We start from the raw sequence: 24,735 nt of genomic DNA on the forward strand, positions 1-24,735 counted from the left end.
AAAGGAATTTAAAATGGCGACAGATATTAAGAAACTCGTTTCAGAGATGACACTTGAAGAAAAGGCATCCCTCCTTGGCGGCGATGACTTCTGGCACACCAAGGCAGTAGAGAGACTTGGTATTCCTAAGTTTATGATGTCAGATGGACCTCACGGTCTTCGTAAGCAGGACACAGAGGGGGATCACCTGGGAGTTAACGACAGTATAAAGGCTGTATGTTTCCCTGCTGCATGTGCTACAGCTTCAAGTTTTGATACAGAGATGATTGGCAAAATGGGCGAAGCTATAGGCGATGAGTGCCAGGCTGAGGATCTTTCCATAGTACTTGGACCCGCTGTAAACATTAAGAGAAGCCCTCTTTGCGGAAGAAACTTTGAGTACTTTTCAGAGGACCCTTACCTTGCAGGTAAGATGGCAGCAGCATATATCAATGGTGTTCAGTCAAGACATGTTGGAACCAGCATTAAGCACTTTGCGCTTAATAACCAGGAGTTTTTCCGTATGAGCAACTCTTCAGAAGCTTCTGAGAGAACCATGCGTGAGATTTACTTCCCAGCATTTGAGATCGCAGTAAGAGAGTCACAGCCAAAGACCGTTATGTGCTCCTACAACAAGATAAACGGAACCTATGCATCAGATAATGAGTGGCTTCTTACCAAGGTTCTCAGGGATGACTGGGGATATGAAGGCTTCGTAATGACAGACTGGGGCGCTGTTGATGACAGAGTACAGGGCGTGCGCGCAGGCCTTGAGCTTGAGATGCCCGGAAACACAGCTGAAAATGATGCAAAGATCGTTGCAGCAGTTAAGAGCGGCGAGCTTGATGAGAAGCTTGTGGACAGATCCTGCGAGAGAATCCTCAAGGTTGTTTATGACTATTTTGATAACAAAAAGGAAGGCGTTGTATTTGACAGAGACGCAGATCACGAGAAGGCAACAGAGATTGCTGCAGAGTGCGCTGTACTTCTTGAAAATAACGGCATTCTTCCTCTTGATGCAAATAAGAAGATTGTTTACATCGGTGAGTATGCAGAAGCACCCAGATATCAGGGCGGTGGCTCCAGCCATATCAACTCATCCAAGGTTACAAGTGCTCTTGAATCAGCAAAGGCAAAGGGCAGAAATGTAGAGTATGTAAAAGGCTTCCCGGCACAGGCAGACGAACCCCTTGATAAGGCTGAGCTGGATAAGGCTCTTGCAGCAGCTAAGAGCGCTGACGTAGTAGTTATTTTTGCCGGACTTCCTGACATCATCGAGTCTGAAGGCTATGACAGAGAAGATATGAACATGCCTGCAGCTCAGAATGAGCTCATTGAGGCAGTTGCAGAGGTTAATGAGAACGTGGTTGTTGTTCTTCATAACGGAAGCCCCGTTGAAACACCCTGGGCTGATGATGTAGCAGCAATCCTTGAGATGTATCTTGGCGGACAGGGCGTAGGTGAAGCTACAGATAAGCTCCTCTATGGCGAGAAGAACCCCAGCGGACACCTTGCTGAGACCTTCCCTATGAGAGTTCAGGATAACCCTTCATACCTTAATTTCAATACAGATCCCGAGAAGTGCTACTACAGTGAAGGCGTTTATGTTGGATACCGCTACTATGACAAGAAGATGATGCCTGTGCGCTGGGCATTTGGTCATGGCCTGTCCTATACAACCTTTGAGCTTTCAAATCTCAAGGTTTCATCCGACAAGATGAGCGATGATACCAAGATCAAGGTATGCGTAGACGTTAAGAACACCGGCTCTGTTGCAGGAAAAGAAGTAGTTCAGCTCTATGTGGGCGATTTAAACGGCACTCCCGACAGACCCGTTAAGGAGCTTAAGGGCTTTGCAAAGGTTGAGGTAGCTCCCGGAGAGACCAAGACCGTAGAGATGGAGATCTGCTCAAGAGCACTTTCATATTTTGATGAAGGCCTTGGCGATTGGTTTGCTCCTACAGGAAAATATGAGCTTCTTGTTGGTAATGCAAGTGATAACATCACTCTTCGCACAGAGATAAGCTTCGAGACAAAGAAGATTAAGCCTATGAGAGTTGATGGATCTCTTACAGTTGGCGAGCTTATGGCTAATGCCGCAACTGCACCTATCATCGGTGAAATAATGAAAAAGGCCATGGAGAATTCACCTTTCGAAGGAGCAGAGGAAAATGATGCTATCGGCGATAAGATGATGCAGGAGATGATCAAGTTCATGCCTGTTAAATCTCTTAAGTCCTTTGGAATGATGAATGATGAGCAGGCAGAGCAGCTCCTTGGCGCTGTAAAGGCTGCGCTTGGCAAATAATTAAATAAGCTTCTCATTAAGGTCCTCGGGGTGGTGTTATATGAGCCGCCTTGAGGGCTTTTTTAAAATACAGGAAATTCATTTGAATTTCCTGTATTTTAAAAAAGCAATTATGCGCAGCTCGCAATAAGGAAATTTATTGCGAGCAATATTGCTCGCGCGCAAGGATTTCGCAAGCGAAATCCTATTTTATGTTAAAATAGATTTGATTACTATAAATAACAGAGGACATAATGAAACGTACACTTTATCTTAAATTTCTAATTGCATATCTGCTTTTTGGAATTTTCGGATTCATAATGGTTGCAACCTTCGTATCCAACATGACCTTTGAGCACTGTAAGAGAGAAAAAGCGGAATCCCTCTATGCGGAAGCAACGCAGATTGCCAACACCTATGCGGCCGATCTGTATAATGCTGAAACATCCCTTGATACCGTTCATCGTCAGCTCAGTGCTTTGTCAGCATACATGGCAGGTGCGAAGATATGGATAGTAAACCCTTCCGGACGTCTCGTTCTTGATTCTTCCAAGATAATCAGTCAGAACGAAGAAATTATTGTCGACGGCTTTGATCCCACAGTAACTGCCGGAAGCTATTACACTATCGGAACCTTCTGGGGCTATTTTACAGAGGACAACATGAGCGTATTTGCGCCAATTACAGCTAATTATAAGGTGCAGGCCTACGTGGTAATTCATCTTCCCATCAGTCAGATCAGGAAAAATGCAGACGGATACCTCAATATTTCATATCTGATGCTGGTGGTCATGTTCCTTTTGTCACTTATAATACTTATCTTTTTCACAGAGCTGGTTTACATACCGCTTAGGCGAATCACTCAGGCTACCGAGCAGTACGCATCAGGAAATATGAACTATGAGTTCTCTGTCGAATCAGAGGATGAGATGGGATATCTTGCGGCATCCCTTTCATATATGGCAGGCGAGATCGCAAGACAGGAGGACGATCAGAAAAAATTCGTGGCAAATGTATCCCACGATTTCAGATCACCCCTTACCTCAATACGAGGCTACTTATCCGCAATGCTGGATGGCACAATTCCGCCCGAGATGCATGAAAAATATCTGGGCATCGTTTTGAATGAGACAGAGAGACTGACCAAGCTTACAAACGGTCTCCTTACCCTGAACAATCTAAACGCCAGAGGCATGCTTCTTGAGAGAGCTGACTTTGATATAAATCAGGTAATTAGGAATACTGCGGCATCCTTTGAGATGACCTGTCTTGAGAAAAAGATTGCAATCGAGCTTGTTTTGACGGATGATAAGATGCTGGTTAACGCTGACCTCAGTAAGATTCAGCAGGTTCTTTACAATCTTCTTGATAATGCCATTAAATTCAGTCACCACGATTCAGTTATCAAAATTGAGACTACAGAAAAAAGGCGCAAGGTTTTCGTATCCGTCAAAGACAGCGGTATCGGAATCCCCAAGGAAGATCAGAAGATGGTCTTCGAGCGTTTTTATAAATCGGATGCTTCAAGAGGAAAAGATAAGAAGGGCACAGGCCTTGGCCTTTCTATCGTAAAAGAAATTATTAAGGCCCACGGCGAAAATATAAACTGCATCTCTACCTATGGAGTTGGCACAGAGTTCATTTTTTCCATTCCAAAAGCCGCTTCCATGGACAGTGATGAGGAAGTTTAAAAGGCGTATTTTAGCGTCTTCTGAAATAACTACAGCAATAGGAGATTTTTAATGCATATAGTATTGCATCAGCCGGAGATCCCGCAGAACACCGGCAATATAGGAAGAACCTGCGTTGCAACAGGCAGCAGCCTTCATTTGATTGAACCCCTTGGCTTTGCTCTTCATGGAAAAGATATAAAGCGTGCGGGCATGGACTACTGGGATAAGCTTGATTACACCAGATATACGAATTACGAAGAATTTAAAGAAAAGCACAAAGGGGCTAAGGTATGGCTTGCAACCACCAAGGCAAAGCGTTCCTATACAGAGGTTTCCTTTGGACCTGACGATTTCATAATGTTTGGAAAAGAAAGCGCAGGAATCCCTGAAGAAATCCTTGTGGATAACGAAGAGGACTGCATCAGAATTCCCATGGGACACAATATCAGATCCCTGAACCTTTCTAATTCAGTGGCGATAGTTTTATATGAAGCCCTTCGACAGAACGGTTTTCCCGGAATGGAAGAAGAGGGAGAACTCCACAGACTTAAGTGGAAGGACTGATGCTTTAAGTGAGGCTTATCGGTTCGATAGTAAGATATTCCTAAGCATATACAGGAGAAATAAATGGCAAAGAAAAATGCAGCAAAGGAGAATGCTCCCTACAAAAAGGGAGATGTTCTCACTGTAAAAATTGAAGATATAGGAAACGACGGGGAGGGTATTGGCAAAGTTGATGGCTATACCCTTTTTGTAAAGGATGCGGTTATTGGCGACCTTGTAAAGGTCTCGGTGATGAAGAGCAAGAAAAACTATGCCTACGCTCACCTTGATGAAGTAATAGAAGCTTCAGATTGCAGAGTGGAGCCACCTTGCCCTGTATCAAAGGCCTGTGGCGGATGTCAGATTCAGAACATGGCCTACGAAAAGCAGCTTGAATTCAAGCAGAACAAGGTAAGGAACAATATCGTAAGACTTGGCGGATTCGATGGTGATTTTATCGATGACATCATGGAGCCTATTATTGGCATGGATACCACGCACTTCAGATATCGCAATAAGGCCCAGTTCCCCATCGGAACAGGGAAGGACGGACAGCCAATAGCAGGATTCTATGCTGGAAGAACCCATGCAATTATCCCCGTTGAGGATTGCCTTCTTGGAACAGAGGAAAATAAAGAGATTCTTGAAATTGTCCTTGACCATATGAAAAAGCATGGCATTCCTGCCTATGATGAGGCTACAGGTAAGGGTTTGATGCGCCACGTACTTATCCGCAAAGGATTTACCAGTGGTGAGATCATGGTTTGCCTGGTTGTGAATGCTAGGGGTGGAAAAGCCGCTAAGAATAATACTTCCGCAAATAACAGTGATGCCAAAACTTCAGCGCAGTTCCTTAAAGGACAGGACGAGCTTGTAAGCAGACTTAGTAAAATAAGCGGAATGAAGAGCATCTCCGTAAACATAAATAACGAGAAGACCAATGTCATTCTCGGAAGAGAGGTTCATGTAATCTGGGGAGAGGGAGCGATTTCCGACACTCTCTGCGGCATTAACTTCAGGATATCACCGCTCTCTTTCTATCAGGTAAACCCTGTTCAGACAGATAAGCTCTACACCACAGCTGTATCCTATGCAGGACTAACTGGAAAAGAAACCGTATGGGACCTATACTGCGGCATTGGAACCATAACCCTGTCCATGGCGAAAAAGGCAGGACATGTTTATGGAGTAGAGGTAATACCTCAGGCAATAGACAACGCCAGGGATAATGCGAAGAATAACGGAATTACAAATGCGACCTTTTATGTGGGAAAAGCAGAGGAAGTTCTTCCTGATTTCTACAACGGAAAGCTTGACGGAGAAAAGAGCCAGAATGGCGACTTTGGAGCATCTGACTCAGAAGATACAGCGGGCAGCAGAGCTAGAGCCTTACATCCTGACGTAATAGTAGTTGATCCTCCTCGCAAGGGCTGCGATATCGTCTGCCTTGAGACCATGCTCAAAATGTCTCCGGACAGAATCGTTTACGTCAGCTGCGACTCTGCCACCCTTGCAAGAGACCTCCGCATCCTCGTAGACGGCGGCTACGAATTAAAGAAAGTCCGCCCCTGCGATATGTTCCCGAATACGGTTCATGTGGAGACTGTAGTGTTGCTCACAAATATTTTGAGTTGAGAGAAAAACCCGACTTAAAAGATATGGCTGCAGATTGGTTTCACAAAAAGTGGGGAGTCCCCAAGGATGCTTATCTTGAATGTATGACAGCGTATCTTAATAAAGAGACCGAAAATGGTTGGTACCTATGCATGTTAGGAGATCAAATTGTCGGGGGGTTAGGTGTAATCGATAATGATTTTCATGACAGGAAGGACTTAAGCCCCAATGTTTGCGCTGTATATACTGAAGAGGCTCATCGTGGACAGGGGATAGCAGGAAATCTTCTTAATCTTGTTGTGGAGAACATGAATAAAAAAGGAATAGCACCGATCTATCTTGTTACAGATCATACAGGTTTTTATGAGCGTTATGGATGGGAGTTTTACTGTATGGCTCAAGGGGATGATGAACCGGAGCAGACGAGATTGTACATTCATCGATGATACATTTGAAATAAACAACTAGGAATAGACGCACTCTATACTTACTAATGGCAGGTATGAGTGCGCCTTTCCGTGTCTGAAAGAAAATTTATAAAATCCGGGTGCTTAATCATTTAACAAATTAAGCGAACGTTATGCTTTCCGCTTTTCAATAAATCGATAGTTTCATCATCTAATCCGAGCTCATCTACAGGAAAGGGATGTTGTTCACTGTTTTCAGTCAGTCCCAGAAGGTAGTCAGATGTTACTCCATAAAAATCCGCAAATGATGCAAAAAGCAAGAGAAGGTAAGTGGAAGAGGGCAAATTAGATGAAAAATCAACCTGTTGGAAATTCCGACAGGTTCGGATGGAAGGCAGTAGATTCTGCGAGGTGAATTCTGCCTATATTTCAGGGCTTGTTGGCAAGCCTGATAAATTATTTGTCGGTTTTGGAGGTAAGTTGTGATTCGCATATTCTTGTGCTATAGGTTATTAATCGTTTCAGGGTATCAGAATCAAAGTTATAGGCATTTTGCACCAATTCAAACAGATAAGGCGCATCTTTTTTACTAATTACAAGATAATCAGGGGACATATCATCTGTTTTACCTACAAGATAATCGACAGAAGTGCATAAGCATCTTGCAATTACTTCTACTGTTTGATATGAAGGTACTCTTTCTCCATATTCATATCTGCAATATCCTATTTTAGATAAGTTTAGTCTACGGGATGCTTCGGCCATGGTAATCCCGAGTTTTTCACGAGCCATTTTCAAACGTTCCGGAATTAATTGGTTTTCCATTTTTGTACCTCAAAAATTTATTGACAGTAACCATTGGATAACTTATAATAACCATTATCCAATGGTTACTATAACGCATTGGGTAAAATTTTTCAATGGATAGGCGTATGGATTTTAAGTATAGGATTATCAAAGATGAAACAGTTTACCTGAGAATGGCAGATTGTATTAATGCCTTAGGATATAGTTCAGAACAGGTCTTTATTAAAGAGAACCCTGATGCATATGAGGTATCTGATGAATATGGACTGCTTATCGAGGAAAGCAAGTACAATAATCTTCTTAATTGCAGGCATAATACATCGGAAGTTAATATGCAGATAACATATGTCGAAACGTTAGAGTGTCGGATAAACAATTATTGCAAACTTTACCCAATAAAGTATATGCTGGCAAAGGAATTACTTGAACACCAGGCATATCAATCGGGATATAGCAATATTGATGATTTCATAAACAAAAATGATATCCCTGATGAGATTAAAAGAATCAGCAAATCTTTTGAGAGCAGGAGTTCATCCTTAAAATCTTATAATAAAAAACTTCAGGAATTAAAAGATCCGGCATTCATCAATATGAATAGCATTGCTGAAAACGGACTAGAATTGCAATTTTTGACCGTATGTGAGAGAGGTTCTGTCGGTTTATTAGCGTTTATTATAGGTGAGAACTGTATTAAAGAGGTTCTTTTTGATGACGAATATATCTATACAGATTTCGGAGTGTTATCGGGTGAAGTATATTGGAAAGAATATTGTGACGATACAGATTTCGATAATGTTAAGATTAGTGATGTGAAACTTGGCAGAGACTTTAGGGAGTTCAATATATTAGAGAATTTAATATGGACGCTCTATAAGGTTGATTTTGATGATGAAGGGGATTGGTTGTATTGTGATAAGCCAGGTGTGTCTTTAGGAATTAACAAGGATATAGCAATGAATCTATTATCAAATGGTAATATTGCAAAAATTGTGTTGATACCGGGGATAGTAGACTGGAGACGAAACGTAATCTTGACTAAAGCTGAAATTGGGGCTTGACATGGGGAAGAAAGATAAGTTGATTGCGGTAGCTCGATTTAATACTGAGCTTAATCGGTATTTGGATACTGATTATGATGCTTTTATTATTTTTCGCTCTAAGGGACTTCTTGCTCATCTGATTAAGAGACAACATTTTCAAGCTGCGAAATATTATGATTATTTGCCGGATATTATTACAAACCCGGATTATATAGGCTTAAATGGAAGTGTACTCGAGATGGTGAAATGCTATAAGGACAACATTTTTATCACTATAAAACTTGATGTAAAGAAAAATAGGTATTATGTAGCCACAATGTTTGACATAAAGGAGGCAAAGCTTGATTCTTACATAAGGTCAGGAAGGCTCGTTAAAACCACTTGACTACGCGAAATATCTGATGTTATACTCCGGATATAAGAACATTTGACGAGCAGGAAAGGCACCCTGCGCTCCCTAAGTGGAATCTGATATGATGGATACGCCGCCCATCCAAATGTTTTTATGTTTTCACAGCGGATAATGTCAAGATCCTGATTGATGCTGCTGCGTAAGAAAGAATTCTTTGGGAACGAGTTTTTACCGCGGATCATGTTACAGTGTGCGGGTTGCTCGTTCTTTTTCTTTGTTACTTTGGTTTGTACATTAGAACACATGTCGAGACGGTTGTTCTTTTAAGTAGGGAAAAGGTCGATGGCTATGTTGATATAGCAATCACTTCATTTTATGTATAACATGTAGACCTCATTACGCTTTTCTCATCAGTACAAAATAAGTCACAGCCAGCATTATAAAGGCGCCAATCCATGCTGAGACTTCGGATACGGCTATTCCTCTAAAGGACATTCTGCCCAGGGTAAAACCGAATCCGAGGCGCAGTGCGACTTCGAGAAAGCCGGAAAACATGGGAACAACAGTATTTCCAAGTCCCTGCACGGCGTAGCGAAATACAAAAAGCCAGCCAAGAGCGAAAAGGCTTATTCCGAGAATGGGCATGAATTCGCTGCAATATCCGATAGTGACAGGGTCGCTTAGCATAAGCCTTGAGATCAATCCGGGGATTATGATCTGAATAAGGGCTAAAGGAATGTTCACGATGATGGATAGAAAAAGACCCTGCCATACACCCTTTCGTATTCTGTCATATTTTCCGGCACCTTTGTTTTGACCGACAAAAGTAAGAATGGCAAGACCCACGGAGATTCCGAACTGTTCAAACAGTCCCGCGAACTTCATACAGACAGAATAAGCTGCTACGTAGGCACTTCCCATGATGTTTACGAAATACTGTAGGATCATTCCACCTGCAGCAGTTACAGAATTCATAAATGCGACAGGAAGGCCTATTTTCAAAAGCTCAACACACAGGCCAGACTGCGGCAAAACAAAGAATCCCTTACCTGCTTTATCCTCGTCTGTCAGAACAGGAACCTTACTAAGGCCAATACGGCAGTATATATATGAGACAGCTTGAGCTATGACAGTGGCTATGGCAGCGCCTACAACTCCGAAATGAAAACCTATCACAAGCAAAATATCCAGAAGGATATTCGTTATGGATGAGATTATCATTGCTGTAAGAGGAGTCTTGCTGTCCCCAAGAGACTGAAGTATGGTAATCGCAAGATTGTTCAGCACAGTTACAATTATTCCCATCAAAATAACTGAAAAATAGCTATAGGCATCATCAAAAATATCTGAAGGTGTCTTTAGAAAAATGAGCATACTCTTTAGTGCCATTAGGCACAGTATTGTAAATACAATGCTCATGGCAGAGCTGATAAACTGCGCAGCCAGTATATATTCGCGAAGAAGCTTATGGTCACCTTTGCCAAATGACTGAGAAAAGCTGATTCCAAACCCTCTTGTAAGGCCGACAACAAATCCCAATATGAGAAAATTCAAGGTTCCAGAAGCGCCTACAGCTGCAAGGGCATTGTCTCCGATACCTTTTCCTACAATTATGCTATCCACCAGGCTGTAGACCTGCTGGAAAAGATTTCCAAAAAGAAGTGGCAGGAAAAACAGTACTATCTGCCTCATACTGTTTCCTGAAGTCATATTATTAGTTTTCAAAGTTTTATTCCTTTTGCTTTTAGTTTCTTTTGACAAGCTTATATTCTATATTGATGTTAAAAAGTATTCAACCGCGTTTTTGCTATTGCGAATTATTATTTTTTGTTCCATATTAAATTTAGCAAAACTTAAACAGGCAAAACTTGAAGGGAGAAGGATTATTTGTTGGGGCTTTGCCGGGGGTTATGACAATTTTGTCCGGAATGTCAAATGAAGCTCAGATGGAAGATAACCTTGAAACCTTCAAAAATTTTGAGCTCATGGCTGATGAAAGAAGCAGCGGAAATATTAGATAAATAAGTGATGATAAAATGAGTGAAACTTTAGCGGCCATAAGAAATGGCCAGAAATTAACAACCAGGCAGGAGGCTGCGCTGATATTAAAACTCAGTCTTCCTGCCATTCTTGCGCAGATATCTTCTATAATCATGCAGTACATTGATGCTTCCATGGTAGGACACCTTGGAGCCAATGCATCTGCAGCTATAGGACTGGTTTCCAGCACCACCTGGCTTGTGGGAGGAATAATCACAGCAGCGGCCATGGGCTTTTCTGTATGCGTTGCCCACAGGATAGGTGCTAAGGATGAAGCCGGTGCCAGAGTAATAGTAAAATGGGGGCTTGTGTGCTCCCTTATTTTCAGTATCGTAATTATGGCTGTAGGCGTCCTGGTAAGCGGATACCTTCCCACATGGATGGGCGGCGACATCGCCATAAGAAAGGATGCATCAAGCTATTTTCTGATATATGCTCTCTCAATTCCTGCAAGAGAGCTTCTTTTCGCATCTCAGGGTATGATACAGTCCAGCGGAAATATTCGCGTTCCCAGCATTTTGAATGTGGTAATGTGCGCGTTGGACGTTGTTTTTAATGCGATTTTCATTCCCAGGCTTGGAGTTACCGGAGCAGCCCTTGGTACGGCGCTATCCTTTGTGATAATTGCGGCGGTAATGCTCTATATACTTCTTGTAAAGTCACCTGCGCTCCACCTTACCGGCAGAAAAGAAAAAGATACGGCAGGTTTTATGGGATTTGCAGAAAGAGAGCTCCCGGCTTCTCTTAAGATTGCCATACCTGTTGCCATAGACAACATCATAATGGGCTTTGCATACGTTGCATTTACAAGAATAGTATCACCCTTTGGAACCGTGTCCGTTGCTGCCAATTCATTCTCTATTACAGCAGAAGGTCTTTGCTATATGCCGGGATTTGGTATCGGCGTAGCTGCCACAACAATCGTTGGTCAGTGCATCGGTGCCAGAAGAAAAGAACTGGCTAAAAGACTTGGCTGGATGGCAGTTGTTCTTGGAATGCTTATAATGGGAGCAAGCGCAGTTCTCATGTGGTTGTTCGCACCTTTCATGATAGGAATCCTTACACCTGATGCAGAGATTAGAAGAATGGGCACGCAGGTCCTTAGAATAGAAGCCTTTGCTGAGCCTCTTTACGGCGCATCGATTGTTGCTGCCGGAGTGTTCAGAGGCGCGGGAGAGACTCTTCTTTCAAGTGTTCTTAATCTTGTAAGCGTGTGGGCTGTCAGAATTCCTCTTGCATATTTTCTTGGTGCAAGATATGGATTAAAGGGCGCCTGGATTGCCATGTGCACTGAGCTTTGCGTAAGAGGAACACTGTTCCTTATTCGTCTTGCCCTTTGGAATACAAAGAAAACTGATGTCGCCACACACTAATTTGTGCGGCATCAGTTCAAACAGTAAACAAACCTCTCAAAATCTGCTAAAATTCTGAGTATGAGTACACATACATCTTCCGAAAAATCGAATAAGAAAATGCATGGGCACAATTTTCTGCTGTTTACGACTGTGCTTTTTACCATAGCTACGCTGGTGGTAGGAGCACTTGTTTTTCGTTTTTATATGGAAGACTTCAGAAAATCCGGCGAAGTAAACGAATATGACAAATACTATGTCATGATCACCGATAGCTACAAGGCGGATTTCTGGCAGTCAGTATATAAGGGTGCCTTTGAAGCTGCAAAGGAGCAGAACACCTATATAGATCTTCTTGGTGAGAATCTTGATCGTCAGTACAGCTGCGAGGAGCTTATGAAAATTGCCATCGCGTCTAAAGTTGACGGGATCATCGTTTATGCCAATGAATCGGATGAGATGACTAACCTAATTAACGAAGCCACACAGGAGGGGATTCCGGTTGTAACCCTGTACGGAGATAATACCCACTCAGGAAGAATAAGCTTTGTGGGTGTCGGAAGTTATAACATCGGACGTGAGTACGGCAGACAGGTTTTCAACATCATCAAGGAAAAACGCCGCGAGGACTTCAAAGACTCTGAGAAAATGAAACAGAGAAAGAGCATGGAGGTAACCGTGCTCGTTAATACCGACGCTCAGGACAGCGGTCAGAACATCATCATTTCTGCGCTACAGGAAACTCTTAGCCAGGAAAATGCCACGAATTCCGAGTTCAACATCTCGGTTGTGCCTGTTGATAATAAAAATGCCTTCTCGGTTGAGGAATCCATCAGAGATATTTTCCTTAATGAAAAAATCCCTGACGTGATCATCTGCCTTAATGAGCTGAACACTGTCTGTGCTTATCAGGCGGTAGTTGATTTTAATAAAGTTGGAGATGTCAGCATCCTTGGATATTATGACTCTGAATCAATCGTAAGTGCCATAGATAAGGGCATAGTTTATGCCACTATTTCAATTGATACGGCGCAGATGGGCCAGTACTGCGTGGAAGCCCTTAGTGACTACCATGAATTTGGTACCACCAGCCAGTATTTTACAGCGGATGTAACACTTATTAATGGCAGCAATGTGGCTGATTTCCTGAAAAAGGAGGAGATAGATGAATAGATTCTTTAACCTCCCTCTTCAGAAAAAAATCGTAGGCATCTACATGGGTGCCAATATACTAATTTTCATAGTTAATATTTTCCTGATTTTCGGAATCAACATCATGGCACAGGAAATGGAGATGGTTTATCACGACAACAGACAGCTTAATGCCCTCTCTGAGGCTATAGCGGACGTTCAGGATTCCATGACCGTTTACCTTAGCTCCAAGACCACTGATTCCCTGGAAAACTACTATAACAGTGCGCAGAAATTCCAGAATCTGTCGGAAGCCATAGGCGTTCAGGTTACGGATGAGTCCTTTAGCCGCATGAGACGTAATATCAAGTACATGTCAGAGAATTACTTAAGCGAAGTATCTCTCACAATTGAAGCCAAGCGCGGACGAAATGTAGAAAAATACAGAAACCACTACGAGAAGTCAACTGAGCTTTATGACTACATAAATGCCTATATCTCAAGTCTTAATATTGAGCAGTTTGTCAGTAACTCAGAGCACTACACAGAGCTGGCAAGCGCATTCAGAACCTTCGAGCTGGTCAGCGTGGCTGTTCTTACTCTCGTTATGATAGGAAACATCATAAGCATCATAATCATCGTAGGCATGCTCATAAGGCCGCTTAAGGACCTCGCAGATTCTGCGGATGAAGTCGCAACAGGTAACTTTGATACAGACCTTCCCGAGCCCCTCTACCATGACGAGATCGGTATAGTTATCGGTGCCTTCAACAAGATGGTGGTCAGCATCAAGGAGTACATTGTACGACTCAGGGAAAGTATGGAAAAAGAGCGTGACCTCCAGGAAAAAGAGCTTATGATGGAGACACACCTTAAGGATGCTCAGCTAAAATATCTGCAGGCGCAGATCAATCCACACTTCCTTTTCAACACATTAAATGCAGGAGCTCAGCTTGCCATGATGGAGGGTGCGGACAAGACCTATGAGTATGTCCAGACTGTGGCTGACTTTTTCAGATACAATGTTAAAAATCAGGAGACGGAGGTTACCATAAAAGAGGAAGTAACCCTCGTTGATAACTACATCCAGATCCTTAACGTCCGTTTTTCAGGGGACATAAAATATGAAAAACAGGTGGATAAGCGCCTTCTTAAGACTGCGATGCCCTCTATGACACTGCAGCCTATTGTTGAAAATGCAGTAAATCACGGCATCAGAGAGATGGGTGATAAAGGTGTTATTAAGCTCAAGGTCTACAGAGAGGACAGCAATGTCTGCATCAGTATCGGCGATAACGGAAAAGGCATAAGCCAGGAGGATATCGACAAGATCCTTGGCGGAAGCTTTGCCCACAAGGAGGAGCAGTATGAGCACAACGGAATCGGAATGGACAACGTTATCTCGCGGCTCAGACTGTTTTCGGAAAGGCCGGATGTTGTGGACATAAAGAGCGAAGGCCCGGGAAAAGGGTGCGAAGTCATTATCAGACTGCCGCTTCCTGCTGATGAGTGATCTTGATCAATACATCTGCCGGAGTATTGGGATATTCAAAACAGAATTATCTTTTAAGAAAAGAGGAGTAAGCCATGTATCGAATCATGCTTGCGGATGATGAAGGAATCGTAATTGATTCTCTGAAATTCATAATAGAGAAAGAATTTGGTGATACCTGCCAGGTGGAGTTTGCCAAAACAGGAAGAAGCGTAATAGAACTGGCAGAGCGCTTCAGGCCTGACATCGCCATCATGGATATCCACATGCCCGGTATAAATGGTATCGATGCCATGAAAGAGATAAAGCAGTTTTCAGCGAATACTGTTTTCATAGTAATGTCCGCCTATGACAAATTTGACTATGCAAAAGAAGCTATAAAGCTCGGGGTTCTCGAATATATCAATAAGCCTATGGATCGCATGAAGATCATAACAGTTATCAAAAAGGCCATGGTGCAGATCGACTCGGAGAGAGAAAAGCGCAGTAACGAGCTTCTTATTAAGGAAAAGCTTGAGACAGTAGAGCCCATAATAGAGAACGGACTTATCTACGACATCCTTTTAAAGGAACAGTTTGAAGAGGATGTCGACAGCTACAGAACAATCCTTGGAATTGAGGAAAATTATGGATATATGCTGGCTATCGTAAGCGGTGATACCCAGGAAGGAAATCACATGACCAACGCAGTCGGAAGCTCAGTTAAAATTTCCGGAAAATACCAGGAGATAAGAGAAGCCGTAAAGGAATTTTTTGACTGCAAGATCGGTAACGTAATGGCTAATAAGATTGCGGTTCTTATCCCTTATGAAAAGACAAAAATGGAGCTTGATGAGAGAAGTGCCCTCATCGAGAGAACAAGGGACCTTGTAAGATTCCTTGGGAAAAAGACTGACGTAAACTTCCGTATTGGAATTGGCGGGGTTAAACCTTTAAGGGAGCTTGGCGATTCCTACAGAGATGCGCTTAATGCACTCATTGCCACAACAGGAGGAGTGGCCCATGCAGACGATCTGCCACTTAGTCCTGCCTACGAGGAGGATTATCCAAGCGACCTTGAAAAGCCATTGTTTGAGGCTGTTGGAAAGGGAGATGTGAACAGTGCTCTCACCATAGCCAATAAATACTCAGACTGGATGGTTAAGATGGCGGAAGAAGGCGACATCATGGCCATGAGGCTGAAGGTCCTGGAGTTTTCACTTTACGCAGAGCACATTATGTACAAAAGCGGAGGCCAGACCTACAGATATTCATCCAGAAACAGCTACCTTCCTGAGATAATGGACCTTGATACACCGGAAGCTCTAAGGGAGTGGTTTTTAGGAAAGATTACATCTGCCTGCCACGACATAGCCAACAGGCGCGAGGAGAAATCCACAGATATCATCAAGACAGCCAAGCGCTACATAGAAGAGAAGTACGCAAGTGACATATCTCTTGATGACGTATCCAAGGTAGTCAACATCTCTCCCTACTATTTCAGTAAGATATTTAAGGAAGACAGCGGAGTAAGCTTTATTGAATATCTCACCAACATACGCATGGATAAGGCAAAGGAGCTCCTTAAAAACTCAGACTACTCCATGAAGGAAATCTGCTCCATGTGCGGTTACACCGACCCCAACTACTTCAGCAGAAGCTTTAAGAAAAATGTGGGAGTCACACCTACAGAGTACAAAGAGAATCCAATAGCATAGAATCCTGTTTTTCTCAGAAAGACGGAAAACTATAAATTTGCGGATTCCTATCTTATATTAAAAAAATCCGGGACGGACTTAAACGATGAAGCATTTTTACAAAAAAATACTAAAGAGATTTGCATCATGCCTTGTTATTGCCGCACTTGCAGCATGCAGCTTATCCGGCTGTAATCAGGAGAGCAGTAGCAGCAAAAAGGAGAGCGAGACAGAAGAGAAAAAAATCCAGATCGGAATGTGCTTTGATTCCTTCGTAATCGAGAGATGGCAAAGGGACAGAGACGTCTTTGTGTCAATGGCAAAGGAGCTTGGAGCAGAGGTAAATATCCAGATTGCCGGCGGTGATGTGGATGAGCAAAAAAAGCAGATTGATTACTTCATTAAAAAGGGAATGGACGTAATCGTAATAGTTGCCATAGATTCAATTCATATGAAGGATGCGGTAAAAAAGGCGCAGGACGCAGGTATCAAGGTCATAGCCTATGACAGAATGATCGCTGATGCAGGAACTGATCTGTATATATCCTTTGATAACGAAATGGTCGGCGAGCTCATGGGACAGGCTCTTGTGGATGCAGGTCTTACAGACAAAAAGGTAGTCATGATCTGCGGATCACCCAATGATACCAACGTTCCAATGGTTGAAACAGGCTTTGAAGCAGTCATGGAGGAAGCCGGCAACGAGATCATCGATAAAACCTATGCAGATGGCTGGAAGGCAGAGCTTGCCGGTGATTATGTCTACAATAATATAAGTACCATAATCAGATGTGATGCCATAATGTGCGGCAATGATGATCTTGCAAGCCACACCCTCAGGGCACTTTCAGAGAAAAGACTTGCAGGCAGAAAGCTTGTAGTCGGACAGGATGCAGACCTTGAGGCCTGCCAGAGGATCGTAGAAGGAACGCAGCTGATGACAGTGTATAAACCTATCGAGAAGCTTGCCCAGACAGCAGCGGTTTGCGCAGTTAAACTGGCAAACGGAGAGGCGCTTGACGCGGAAAGTCTTGAGAGCGATGGAACAGAATTATCTACCATAAACGATGGAAGCAATACGATTCCATATTTGAAGATACAGCCTGTAAGCGTAACTGCAGACAATATCAATGATGTAATAATCAAGAGCGGATTCCATCTAAAAGAGGATGTTTACTTAAACGTTCCCGGAAAAATGCCTGAAAACTAAATAAATCCAGTGATCATGCGGCCTTTACCCATTTGGGCCAAACGTAAAAACGTTAAACATAGCACATTTTTATAAAAAATCGATTGTTTATAGCAAAAAAATGCTAGCACAATCGATTTTTTATTTCACTCCATGATAAAAATTTGAAGAATGTCGTAAATTATTCCTAATGCTTTTATGATAGATTGTTTACTGTAAGGAACGGAAAACAAATTCCGTAAAATTTTTCATAATTTCTCATAGGGAGGGAAACAAAATGAAGAGAAAACTTTTAGGTACTTTTCTTTCAGTTGCTATGGCAGCTTCAATGCTCGTAGGATGCGGCGGCGGAAGCTCAGCTCCGGCAACAACTGACACAGGCGCAGCTGAGGAGACAGCTACAGAGGCTCCTGCTGCAGAAGAGACAACTGAGGAAGCTGCTACAGAGGAGACAGCTACTGAAGAGACAGCTACAGAGGACACAGCTGCTGGCGGCGGCAAGGTTGGTGTAGCAATGCCCACTAAGGACCTTCAGAGATGGAACCAGGATGGTGCAAACATGGAGCAGCAGCTCAAGGATGCAGGTTATGAAGTAGATCTTCAGTATGCATCAAACGATATCGCTACTCAGGTTTCTCAGATTGAGAACATGATCAGCTCAGGCGCACAGGTTCTTGTAATCGCTTCTATCGATGGTGATTCACTTGGAACAGTTCTTGAGCAGGCTAAGGAAGCAGGCGTTTCTGTTATCGCTTATGACCGTCTTATCATGAACTCTGACGCTGTTAGCTACTATGCTACATTCGATAACTACATGGTTGGAACAAAGCAGGGTGAGTACATCAGAGATCAGCTTGATCTTGACAACACAGATGGCCCTTACAACCTTGAGATCTTCACAGGTGACCCCGGTGACAACAATGCAAGATTCTTCTACGGCGGTGCAATGGACGTTCTTAAGCCTTACATCGACGAGGGCAAGCTTGTAGTTAAGTCCGGACAGGTTGAGTTCGACGACGTTGCAACAGCTAACTGGGCAACAGAGACAGCACAGTCAAGAATGGATGCTATCATTTCTGCAAACTATGCTGACGGAACAAAGCTTGATGCAGTTCTTTGCTCAAACGACTCTACAGCACTCGGTGCTACAAACTCACTTGAAGCTAACTACACAGGTGATTGGCCGATCATCACAGGTCAGGACTGTGACGTAGCTAACGTTAAGAACATGATCGCAGGCAAGCAGTCAATGTCTATCTTCAAGGATACTCGTGATCTTGCAGCTAAGACAGTTGAGATGGTTGACGCTATCATGAAGGGCTCAGATGCTCCTGTAAACGATACAGAGACATATGACAACGGCACAGGTGTTATTCCTTCATACCTTTGCGAGCCCGTATTCGCTGATGTAAATAACTACAAAGAGCTCCTTATCGACTCCGGTTATTACACAGAGGATCAGCTTCAGTAAGCTAATCTAAAACAAAATACTTATAGGGCGGGCCTGCTTTAGACCCGCCCATTGTATGCAAAACTTTTAAACCAGTAAAAAATAATTAACCTATTGTGAATAAAGGAGGGGTAATCTTGGCGAAGATATTATTGGAAATGAAAAATATCACCAAAACCTTCCCCGGTGTTAAAGCTCTGGATAACGTAAATCTTCAGGTGGAAGAGGGCGAGATTCATGCGCTTGTTGGTGAGAATGGCGCTGGTAAGTCCACACTGATGAACGTACTTAGCGGTATTTATCCGTACGGAACCTATGAAGGGGATATCAAATACGATTCTGAGGTTTGTAAGTTCAACGATATTAAGGACAGTGAAGCTAAGGGTATTGTTATCATACACCAGGAGCTGGCACTTATTCCTTACATGACAATCGCTGAAAACATGTTCCTTGGAAACGAACGGGGAACCAAATTTAAGATCAACTGGAACGAGACCAGTTCACTTGCTCGTAAATATCTGGATATTGTCGGACTTAAGGACAGTACACAGACACTGATTAAGGATATTGGTGTTGGTAAACAGCAGCTTGTTGAGATAGCAAAGGCACTTTCAAAGGATGCCAGACTGCTTATCCTTGACGAGCCTACTTCTTCGCTTAACGAGACAGATTCAAGAGCACTTCTTGATCTGCTTCTCAAGCTGAAAGCGGAGCGTAATCTTACTTCAATCATCATTTCTCATAAGCTCAATGAGATTTCTTATGTAGCTGATAAGATCACAGTCATCCGAGATGGTTCTACAATCGAGACCCTTACAAAGGGTGTAGATGACCTGTCAGAAGACAGAATCATCAAGGGCATGGTTGGACGTGAACTCTCAGATCGTTTCCCGAAGAGAGAGCATCATGTTGGCGAAGAGATCATGATGGAAGTAAAGAACTGGAATGTTTACCATCCTTTATATAATGAGAGAAAAATCGTTAATAACGTAAGCATCAAGGTAAAGAAAGGTGAAGTTCTGGGTATTTCCGGACTCATGGGCGCAGGAAGAACTGAGCTTGCAATGAGCGTATTCGGAAAGAGCTATGGCGAGAACATCTCAGGACAGGTATTCATCAAGGGACAGGAAGTTCATCTGAACACTGTTCAGGATGCGATCAAGCACAAGCTTGCTTACGTTACTGAGGACAGAAAGGGTAACGGACTTATCCTTTCCAATCCTATCAAGATAAATACAACACTTGCTAATCTTGATGCAGTCAGCAGCCACAAGATCATCGATAAAGATAAAGAGTATAAGGTTGCTGTTGATTACAAAGAAAAGCTTAAGACCAAGGCACCCACAGTTGAACAGAACGTTGGCAACCTCTCAGGTGGTAACCAGCAGAAGGTTCTTCTTGCAAAGTGGATGTTTGCGGATCCCGATATTCTCATACTTGATGAGCCTACAAGAGGTATCGATGTCGGCGCTAAATATGAGATCTACTGCATTATCAATCAGCTCGTAGCTGAAGGTAAATCAGTTATTATGATATCTTCAGAGCTTCCGGAAATTCTGGGAATGTGTGACAGAGTTTATGTCATGAACGAGGGTAGGATAGTTGGAGAGCTCGATGGCAAAGAAGCAACACAGGAAAAGATAATGACTAAGATTTTACAGTCATCCGGAAATAAGGAGGTAAACAATGGATAAGAACCAAGTACTTGGCTTTTTAAAGAAAAATACTATGATAATTGTTCTTCTCATAGTAGTAGCATTCTTCTCATGGAGAACAGGCGGAGCAATTCTTCTGCCTATGAACGTAAGTAACCTGATTTCACAGAACGCATACGTATTCGTACTTGCAACAGGTATGCTTTTGTGTATCTTAACCGGTGGTAACATCGATCTTTCAGTTGGATCAGTTGTATGCTTTGTAGGCGCTGTAGGTGCAACACTTATGGTTAACCTCAACGTTCCGATCCCGCTTGCAATCATTTGCATGATCCTCATCGGTACAGCAATCGGTGCTTTCCAGGGATTCTGGATCGCATTTGTAAGAATTCCTCCTTTCATCGTAACACTGGCTGGAATGCTTGCATTCAGAGGTATCTCAAACGTAGTTCTTAACGGACTTACAGTTTCTATCAAGGATAAGACTTCATTTGTAAACCTGTTCGGTGGCGGTGCTGACTGCTATGTACATGACATCTTCGGAAACGGTGCACTTAACCTTACATGTCTCTTTGGTGGTATCCTTGCAACAGCAATTTACGTAATCCTCAGAGTATCAGGACGTGTTAAGAGAACAAAGAACAACTACGAAGTAGAGAACTTCGCTGGATTCCTTGCAAAGACAATCGCTATCTCAGCTGTAATCATTCTCTTTGCTTACAAGCTTGCACAGCACAAGGGTATTCCGACAGTTCTTATCTGGGTTATGATCGTAGTTCTTGTTTATGGTTACATCACAAACAACACAACAGTTGGACGTTACTTCTACGCAGTAGGTGGTAACGAGAAGGCTACAAAGCTTTCCGGTATCAACACAAACAAGGTTTACTTCCTTGCTTACACCAACATGGGCTTCCTTGCAGCACTTGCAGGTATGATCACAATCGCACGTCTTACATCAGCTCAGCCTACATACGGCCAGAACTATGAGATGGACGCTATCGGTTCCTGCTTCATCGGTGGAGCATCTGCTTACGGCGGAATCGGTACAGTTCCCGGAGTTATCGTTGGTGCGGTTCTCATGGGTGTTATCAACCTTGGTATGTCACTTATGGGCGTTGATGCCAACATGCAGAAGGTTGTAAAGGGTGTCGTTCTTCTTGCAGCCGTTATCTTCGACGTAGTATCAAAGCGCGGCGGAAAGATGATCGCAAAGAACTAAGAAAAATAATTGTTTTAAGCATATTATCCTCGGAAGAGTTATCTCTTCCGGGGATTTTTTGTACTGTAAATATGATTAAAAAGCACGATAGACTAACGTGCGCGAAAAGATATATAATTAGGTTTGATAAATCGTTAAAGTTTTATTTAGAAACAAAACAGCTATGATAGGAGCACCAAACGTGGCGGATCGTAAAAGTAGACAATCAAATATTGAATTATTGAGAATCCTTGCAGCCTGCGGAGTTGTATGGCTTCATTACAATAACGCTACAATTGGCGGCGGATTTGGCTATGCAGCATCCGGCAGCGTAAATGAATTCATCATGATTTTCTTTGAGGCGCTTTCTATCTGTGCGGTTAATCTTTTTGTGCTTATATCAGGTTATTTTCTTGCTGATAATAATAAGAGAGATCTGCTAAAGCCCATAGAGCTTATTTTACAGCTCCTGATACTGGGTCTTGTTTTCTTTGGAATATTTATATTTGGAAATGGCGGCGGATTTGATACAGATGTATTTTTATCATTCTTCATGCCCGTAAACTGGTTCGTCTTTATTTACGGTGCGCTCTATATTTTTTCACCATACATAAATCTTGCCTGGAAAGGCCTTGATGCGACAGGGAAAAAGAGACTTATGACACTGATGCTGATCGTATTCTCGGTTTATCCTACACTTATTGAGATTGCAAAAACAGTATCCGGAAGGACTATGAACGGTCTTAGCAGTGTTGGAATAAACGGCGCCCAGTCAGGCTATACCATTGTGATCTTTGTATTTATGTATCTCATAGGATGCTCCCTTAGGGATATGGATAAAAACGGCGAATCTTTCACATCAAAGGAGATTACTACTGGAAAGCTTCTTGTCTGGTTTATCTTAGATGCGGCGATTATCATTCTTTGGACGTATTTTGATAAGCTTGTTCTTAAAAAGGACGTTTTTGAAAGTGTAGCCTGGAACTACGATAATCCACTTGTGATCATAGAAGCGGTGCTTCTTTTCCTTATATTCAAGAATCTGAAGATTGGAAGCAGCAAGGTTATCAATACGCTTTCGGCAGCGTCATTTACAGTGTATCTGGTACATGTAAGGTTCCTTCCTCTTTGCAATATTCAGGCTTTTGCTGAGGGAAGCCCTGTGCTTTTAGTTATTTCCATGCTTATATCCGCAGCAGGAATTTATGTGGCAGGCTTTGTGATTTATATGATCTACAGCTTCTGTACAAAGCCCCTTATTTCACTTTTGGATAAGACCTGGCAAAAGGGAAGAAAGTATACAGCATAACCTAAGTTTCCGCAGAAACAGTGACTCTCGGGATTATTTAGATAAATTAAATACTCAGTTTATCGTATTTTTATTTCTATAATGCAAATTATGATAGAATAATAATATCTATCAGACCGCCCAGGAGGTGAAGAATGAGCTCTAATAATCCGGATTATGAAAAGCTTAAGATAATAGCTGAGAGCTGTGTTGATCCATGTGCAGTTATGAGTGTTGAGAAGAATCCTGATGGAACCTGCGGAGAAATCAGGATTGTTGCAGCTAATGACAAATTCAGCATGACAGGAGAAAACACAGAGGGCGAACTATATACCAAATTTATCAGACAGGAAGCAGAGTTTGACGACATGTGCTTTAAATCTGCCTTCGAAGGTGAGCGTTTTCATACGTATATCGACACCACGGAGCTCTATGGCGGATGGTCTGAGAATCTTATTCTTCCACTAAAACCTTCATCAGATGGAAAAACTGGATATTGCCAGTTCATATATGGATTAGACGAAGAGATGCAGCCGGATAAGTTTTCTGCTATATCTCCCATTGTCGCAGGCTTTGTTATGAAAACCAGCGTAAGCCTTAAAAAAGGTGCAGATTTTAAGGCTAACCTCAACGAAGTATTGGATGATCTTCGAAATTTTGCAGACGCTGTTTCTGTTTGTGTCGTTTCTGCAGATAACGAGAAAAAGAAGGCGGAGATCATAGGACAGAGCATCAGAGATGGATCCATTGCAGCAGAGCAGCTTTTCAGTGAGGTTCCTTTTGAAATAGTTGAAGCCTGGGATGAGATCATTGGTGACAGTAACAGCTTCATAATCAGGGATATGAGCGAAATTGAAAACAACAGCAGAATTCCCGATAAGTGGGCTAACCTTCTTAAAACAGAAGGCGCAAGCAATGTGTGCCTTGTTCCTCTTTCCCATGAGCAGCAGACAAAGGGATATCTTATTATCAGCAGTTTTGATGCGGAGAGAGAAAGTGAAATAAAAGAAACAGCCAAGCTTATGGCTCTTTTCCTTGCATCTGAAATGGCTAACAGCGAGTTCTTAAAGAGACTTGAGTGGCTCACAAGCCTTGATATGCTTACAGGTGTTCGCAACAGAGCAGCCATGAACAGAGTGGTTGATGAGCTGGATGCAAGACTTAAATATCAAAAAGCTCCTTTCGGAGTAGCAATATGCGCCATGAACGGACTTAAGGCCCTTAACGCCGAGGGTGGACACGACGCCGGAAACGAGGCTCTTGCCAAGGCAGGAGAGATTCTAAGGGGAGTGTTTAAGGAGTCTCAGGTTTTCCGCTCAGCGGGCGAAGAATTCTCTGTTGTTGCAGAGGGGATTAGCAAAGAGAAATTTGAAGAAAAGATTGGAAAGCTTCGGGAACTTGGCAGCGATCCCGAGGGTGTTCACCTTTCCATTGGCTGGTTTACTGACGAGGATACAGGTGATATCAGAGCTGCCCTTAGAGAATCCTACCAGCAGATGCGCAAGGAAAAGAACAGTTTTTACGAGAAATATCCGGAAAAGAAGAGATAAAACTAC

At 42.7% G+C, this 24,735-nt stretch carries 20 protein-coding genes; 18 read left to right on the forward strand and 2 right to left on the reverse strand.

Annotated features, from left to right (window positions below):
• The first annotated feature begins 13 nt into the window (after positions 1–13).
• From G610_RS0103945 to G610_RS0103965, 5 genes are all read left to right on the forward strand, one after another.
• Positions 14–2,287 carry a beta-glucosidase family protein gene (locus G610_RS0103945; RefSeq protein WP_026523741.1) on the forward strand — a complete coding sequence of 758 codons (2,274 nt, stop codon included), beginning with the start codon at positions 14–16 and terminating at the stop codon, positions 2,285–2,287.
• Positions 2,288–2,520: 233 nt separating this feature from the next.
• Complete coding sequence (locus G610_RS0103950) at positions 2,521–3,957, forward strand: sensor histidine kinase (RefSeq protein ID WP_026523742.1); 1,437 nt, start codon at positions 2,521–2,523, stop codon at positions 3,955–3,957.
• Between the two features lie 51 nt (positions 3,958–4,008).
• The gene (locus G610_RS0103955) at positions 4,009–4,503 is read left to right on the forward strand and encodes a tRNA (cytidine(34)-2'-O)-methyltransferase (RefSeq protein WP_026523743.1); all 495 of its coding nucleotides are present in this window, start codon (positions 4,009–4,011) and stop codon (positions 4,501–4,503) included.
• Between the two features lie 63 nt (positions 4,504–4,566).
• Positions 4,567–6,117: a 23S rRNA (uracil(1939)-C(5))-methyltransferase RlmD gene (gene rlmD, locus G610_RS0103960; protein WP_051197597.1), complete on the forward strand. Its 1,551-nt coding sequence runs from the start codon at positions 4,567–4,569 to the stop codon at positions 6,115–6,117.
• A gap of 23 nt (positions 6,118–6,140) precedes the next feature.
• Positions 6,141–6,542 carry a GNAT family N-acetyltransferase gene (locus tag G610_RS0103965; RefSeq protein WP_051197634.1) on the forward strand — a complete coding sequence of 134 codons (402 nt, stop codon included), beginning with the start codon at positions 6,141–6,143 and terminating at the stop codon, positions 6,540–6,542.
• 417 nt (positions 6,543–6,959) lie between these two features.
• Here the strand turns inward: G610_RS0103965 and G610_RS0103970 are convergent, their stop codons facing one another.
• Positions 6,960–7,328, reverse strand: coding sequence for a helix-turn-helix domain-containing protein (locus G610_RS0103970; protein WP_026523746.1), 369 nt, complete (start codon positions 7,326–7,328; stop codon positions 6,960–6,962).
• 107 nt (positions 7,329–7,435) lie between these two features.
• Here G610_RS0103970 and G610_RS0103975 point away from each other — a divergent pair, with 107 nt between their 5' ends.
• Both G610_RS0103975 and G610_RS0103980 read left to right on the forward strand, forming a co-directional pair.
• Positions 7,436–8,371: a hypothetical protein gene (locus G610_RS0103975; RefSeq protein ID WP_026523747.1), complete on the forward strand. Its 936-nt coding sequence runs from the start codon at positions 7,436–7,438 to the stop codon at positions 8,369–8,371.
• Between the two features lies 1 nt (position 8,372).
• Positions 8,373–8,738, forward strand: a complete 366-nt coding sequence (locus tag G610_RS0103980) for a PBECR3 domain-containing polyvalent protein (RefSeq protein ID WP_026496214.1) — start codon at positions 8,373–8,375, stop codon at positions 8,736–8,738.
• Positions 8,739–9,101: 363 nt separating this feature from the next.
• Here the strand turns inward: G610_RS0103980 and G610_RS0103985 are convergent, their stop codons facing one another.
• Positions 9,102–10,397: an MATE family efflux transporter gene (locus G610_RS0103985; RefSeq protein ID WP_196809802.1), complete on the reverse strand. Its 1,296-nt coding sequence runs from the start codon at positions 10,395–10,397 to the stop codon at positions 9,102–9,104.
• Between the two features lie 176 nt (positions 10,398–10,573).
• Here G610_RS0103985 and G610_RS22930 point away from each other — a divergent pair, with 176 nt between their 5' ends.
• From G610_RS22930 to G610_RS0104040, 11 genes are all read left to right on the forward strand, one after another.
• On the forward strand, positions 10,574–10,726 hold the full coding sequence (locus tag G610_RS22930; RefSeq protein ID WP_242829611.1) for a hypothetical protein: 153 nt from the start codon (positions 10,574–10,576) through the stop codon (positions 10,724–10,726).
• A 15-nt stretch (positions 10,727–10,741) separates the two neighbouring features.
• Positions 10,742–12,118: an MATE family efflux transporter gene (locus G610_RS19630; RefSeq protein ID WP_035796880.1), complete on the forward strand. Its 1,377-nt coding sequence runs from the start codon at positions 10,742–10,744 to the stop codon at positions 12,116–12,118.
• Positions 12,119–12,178: 60 nt separating this feature from the next.
• Entirely contained in the window at positions 12,179–13,270 is a 1,092-nt protein-coding gene (locus G610_RS0104000) for a substrate-binding domain-containing protein (protein ID WP_081667198.1), read from the forward strand.
• The gene (locus G610_RS0104005; protein WP_026496210.1) at positions 13,263–14,741 is read left to right on the forward strand and encodes a sensor histidine kinase; all 1,479 of its coding nucleotides are present in this window, start codon (positions 13,263–13,265) and stop codon (positions 14,739–14,741) included. Before G610_RS0104000 ends, G610_RS0104005 begins: the two co-directional genes overlap by 8 nt.
• A 74-nt stretch (positions 14,742–14,815) precedes the next feature.
• Positions 14,816–16,417: a helix-turn-helix domain-containing protein gene (locus G610_RS0104010; RefSeq protein ID WP_026523750.1), complete on the forward strand. Its 1,602-nt coding sequence runs from the start codon at positions 14,816–14,818 to the stop codon at positions 16,415–16,417.
• Positions 16,418–16,502: 85 nt separating this feature from the next.
• Positions 16,503–17,606, forward strand: coding sequence for a substrate-binding domain-containing protein (locus tag G610_RS0104015; RefSeq protein ID WP_051197599.1), 1,104 nt, complete (start codon positions 16,503–16,505; stop codon positions 17,604–17,606).
• A 256-nt stretch (positions 17,607–17,862) separates the two neighbouring features.
• Positions 17,863–19,056, forward strand: a complete 1,194-nt coding sequence (gene chvE / locus G610_RS0104020; protein WP_026523752.1) for a multiple monosaccharide ABC transporter substrate-binding protein — start codon at positions 17,863–17,865, stop codon at positions 19,054–19,056.
• Positions 19,057–19,172: 116 nt separating this feature from the next.
• Positions 19,173–20,729, forward strand: coding sequence for a multiple monosaccharide ABC transporter ATP-binding protein (gene mmsA, locus G610_RS0104025; protein ID WP_026523753.1), 1,557 nt, complete (start codon positions 19,173–19,175; stop codon positions 20,727–20,729).
• On the forward strand, positions 20,722–21,912 hold the full coding sequence (gene mmsB, locus G610_RS0104030) for a multiple monosaccharide ABC transporter permease (RefSeq protein WP_026523754.1): 1,191 nt from the start codon (positions 20,722–20,724) through the stop codon (positions 21,910–21,912). Before mmsA ends, mmsB begins: the two co-directional genes overlap by 8 nt.
• Before the next feature lie 181 nt (positions 21,913–22,093).
• The gene (locus G610_RS0104035; protein ID WP_026523755.1) at positions 22,094–23,200 is read left to right on the forward strand and encodes an acyltransferase; all 1,107 of its coding nucleotides are present in this window, start codon (positions 22,094–22,096) and stop codon (positions 23,198–23,200) included.
• Positions 23,201–23,334: 134 nt separating this feature from the next.
• A complete protein-coding gene (locus tag G610_RS0104040; RefSeq protein WP_026523756.1) occupies positions 23,335–24,729 on the forward strand; it encodes a GGDEF domain-containing protein in 1,395 nt (464 codons plus the stop codon).
• Positions 24,730–24,735 lie beyond the last annotated feature (6 nt).

Origin of the sequence: Butyrivibrio sp. MB2005, assembly GCF_000424285.1 — a bacterium.
In the GTDB taxonomy this organism is placed as follows: Bacteria; Bacillota; Clostridia; order Lachnospirales; family Lachnospiraceae; genus Butyrivibrio.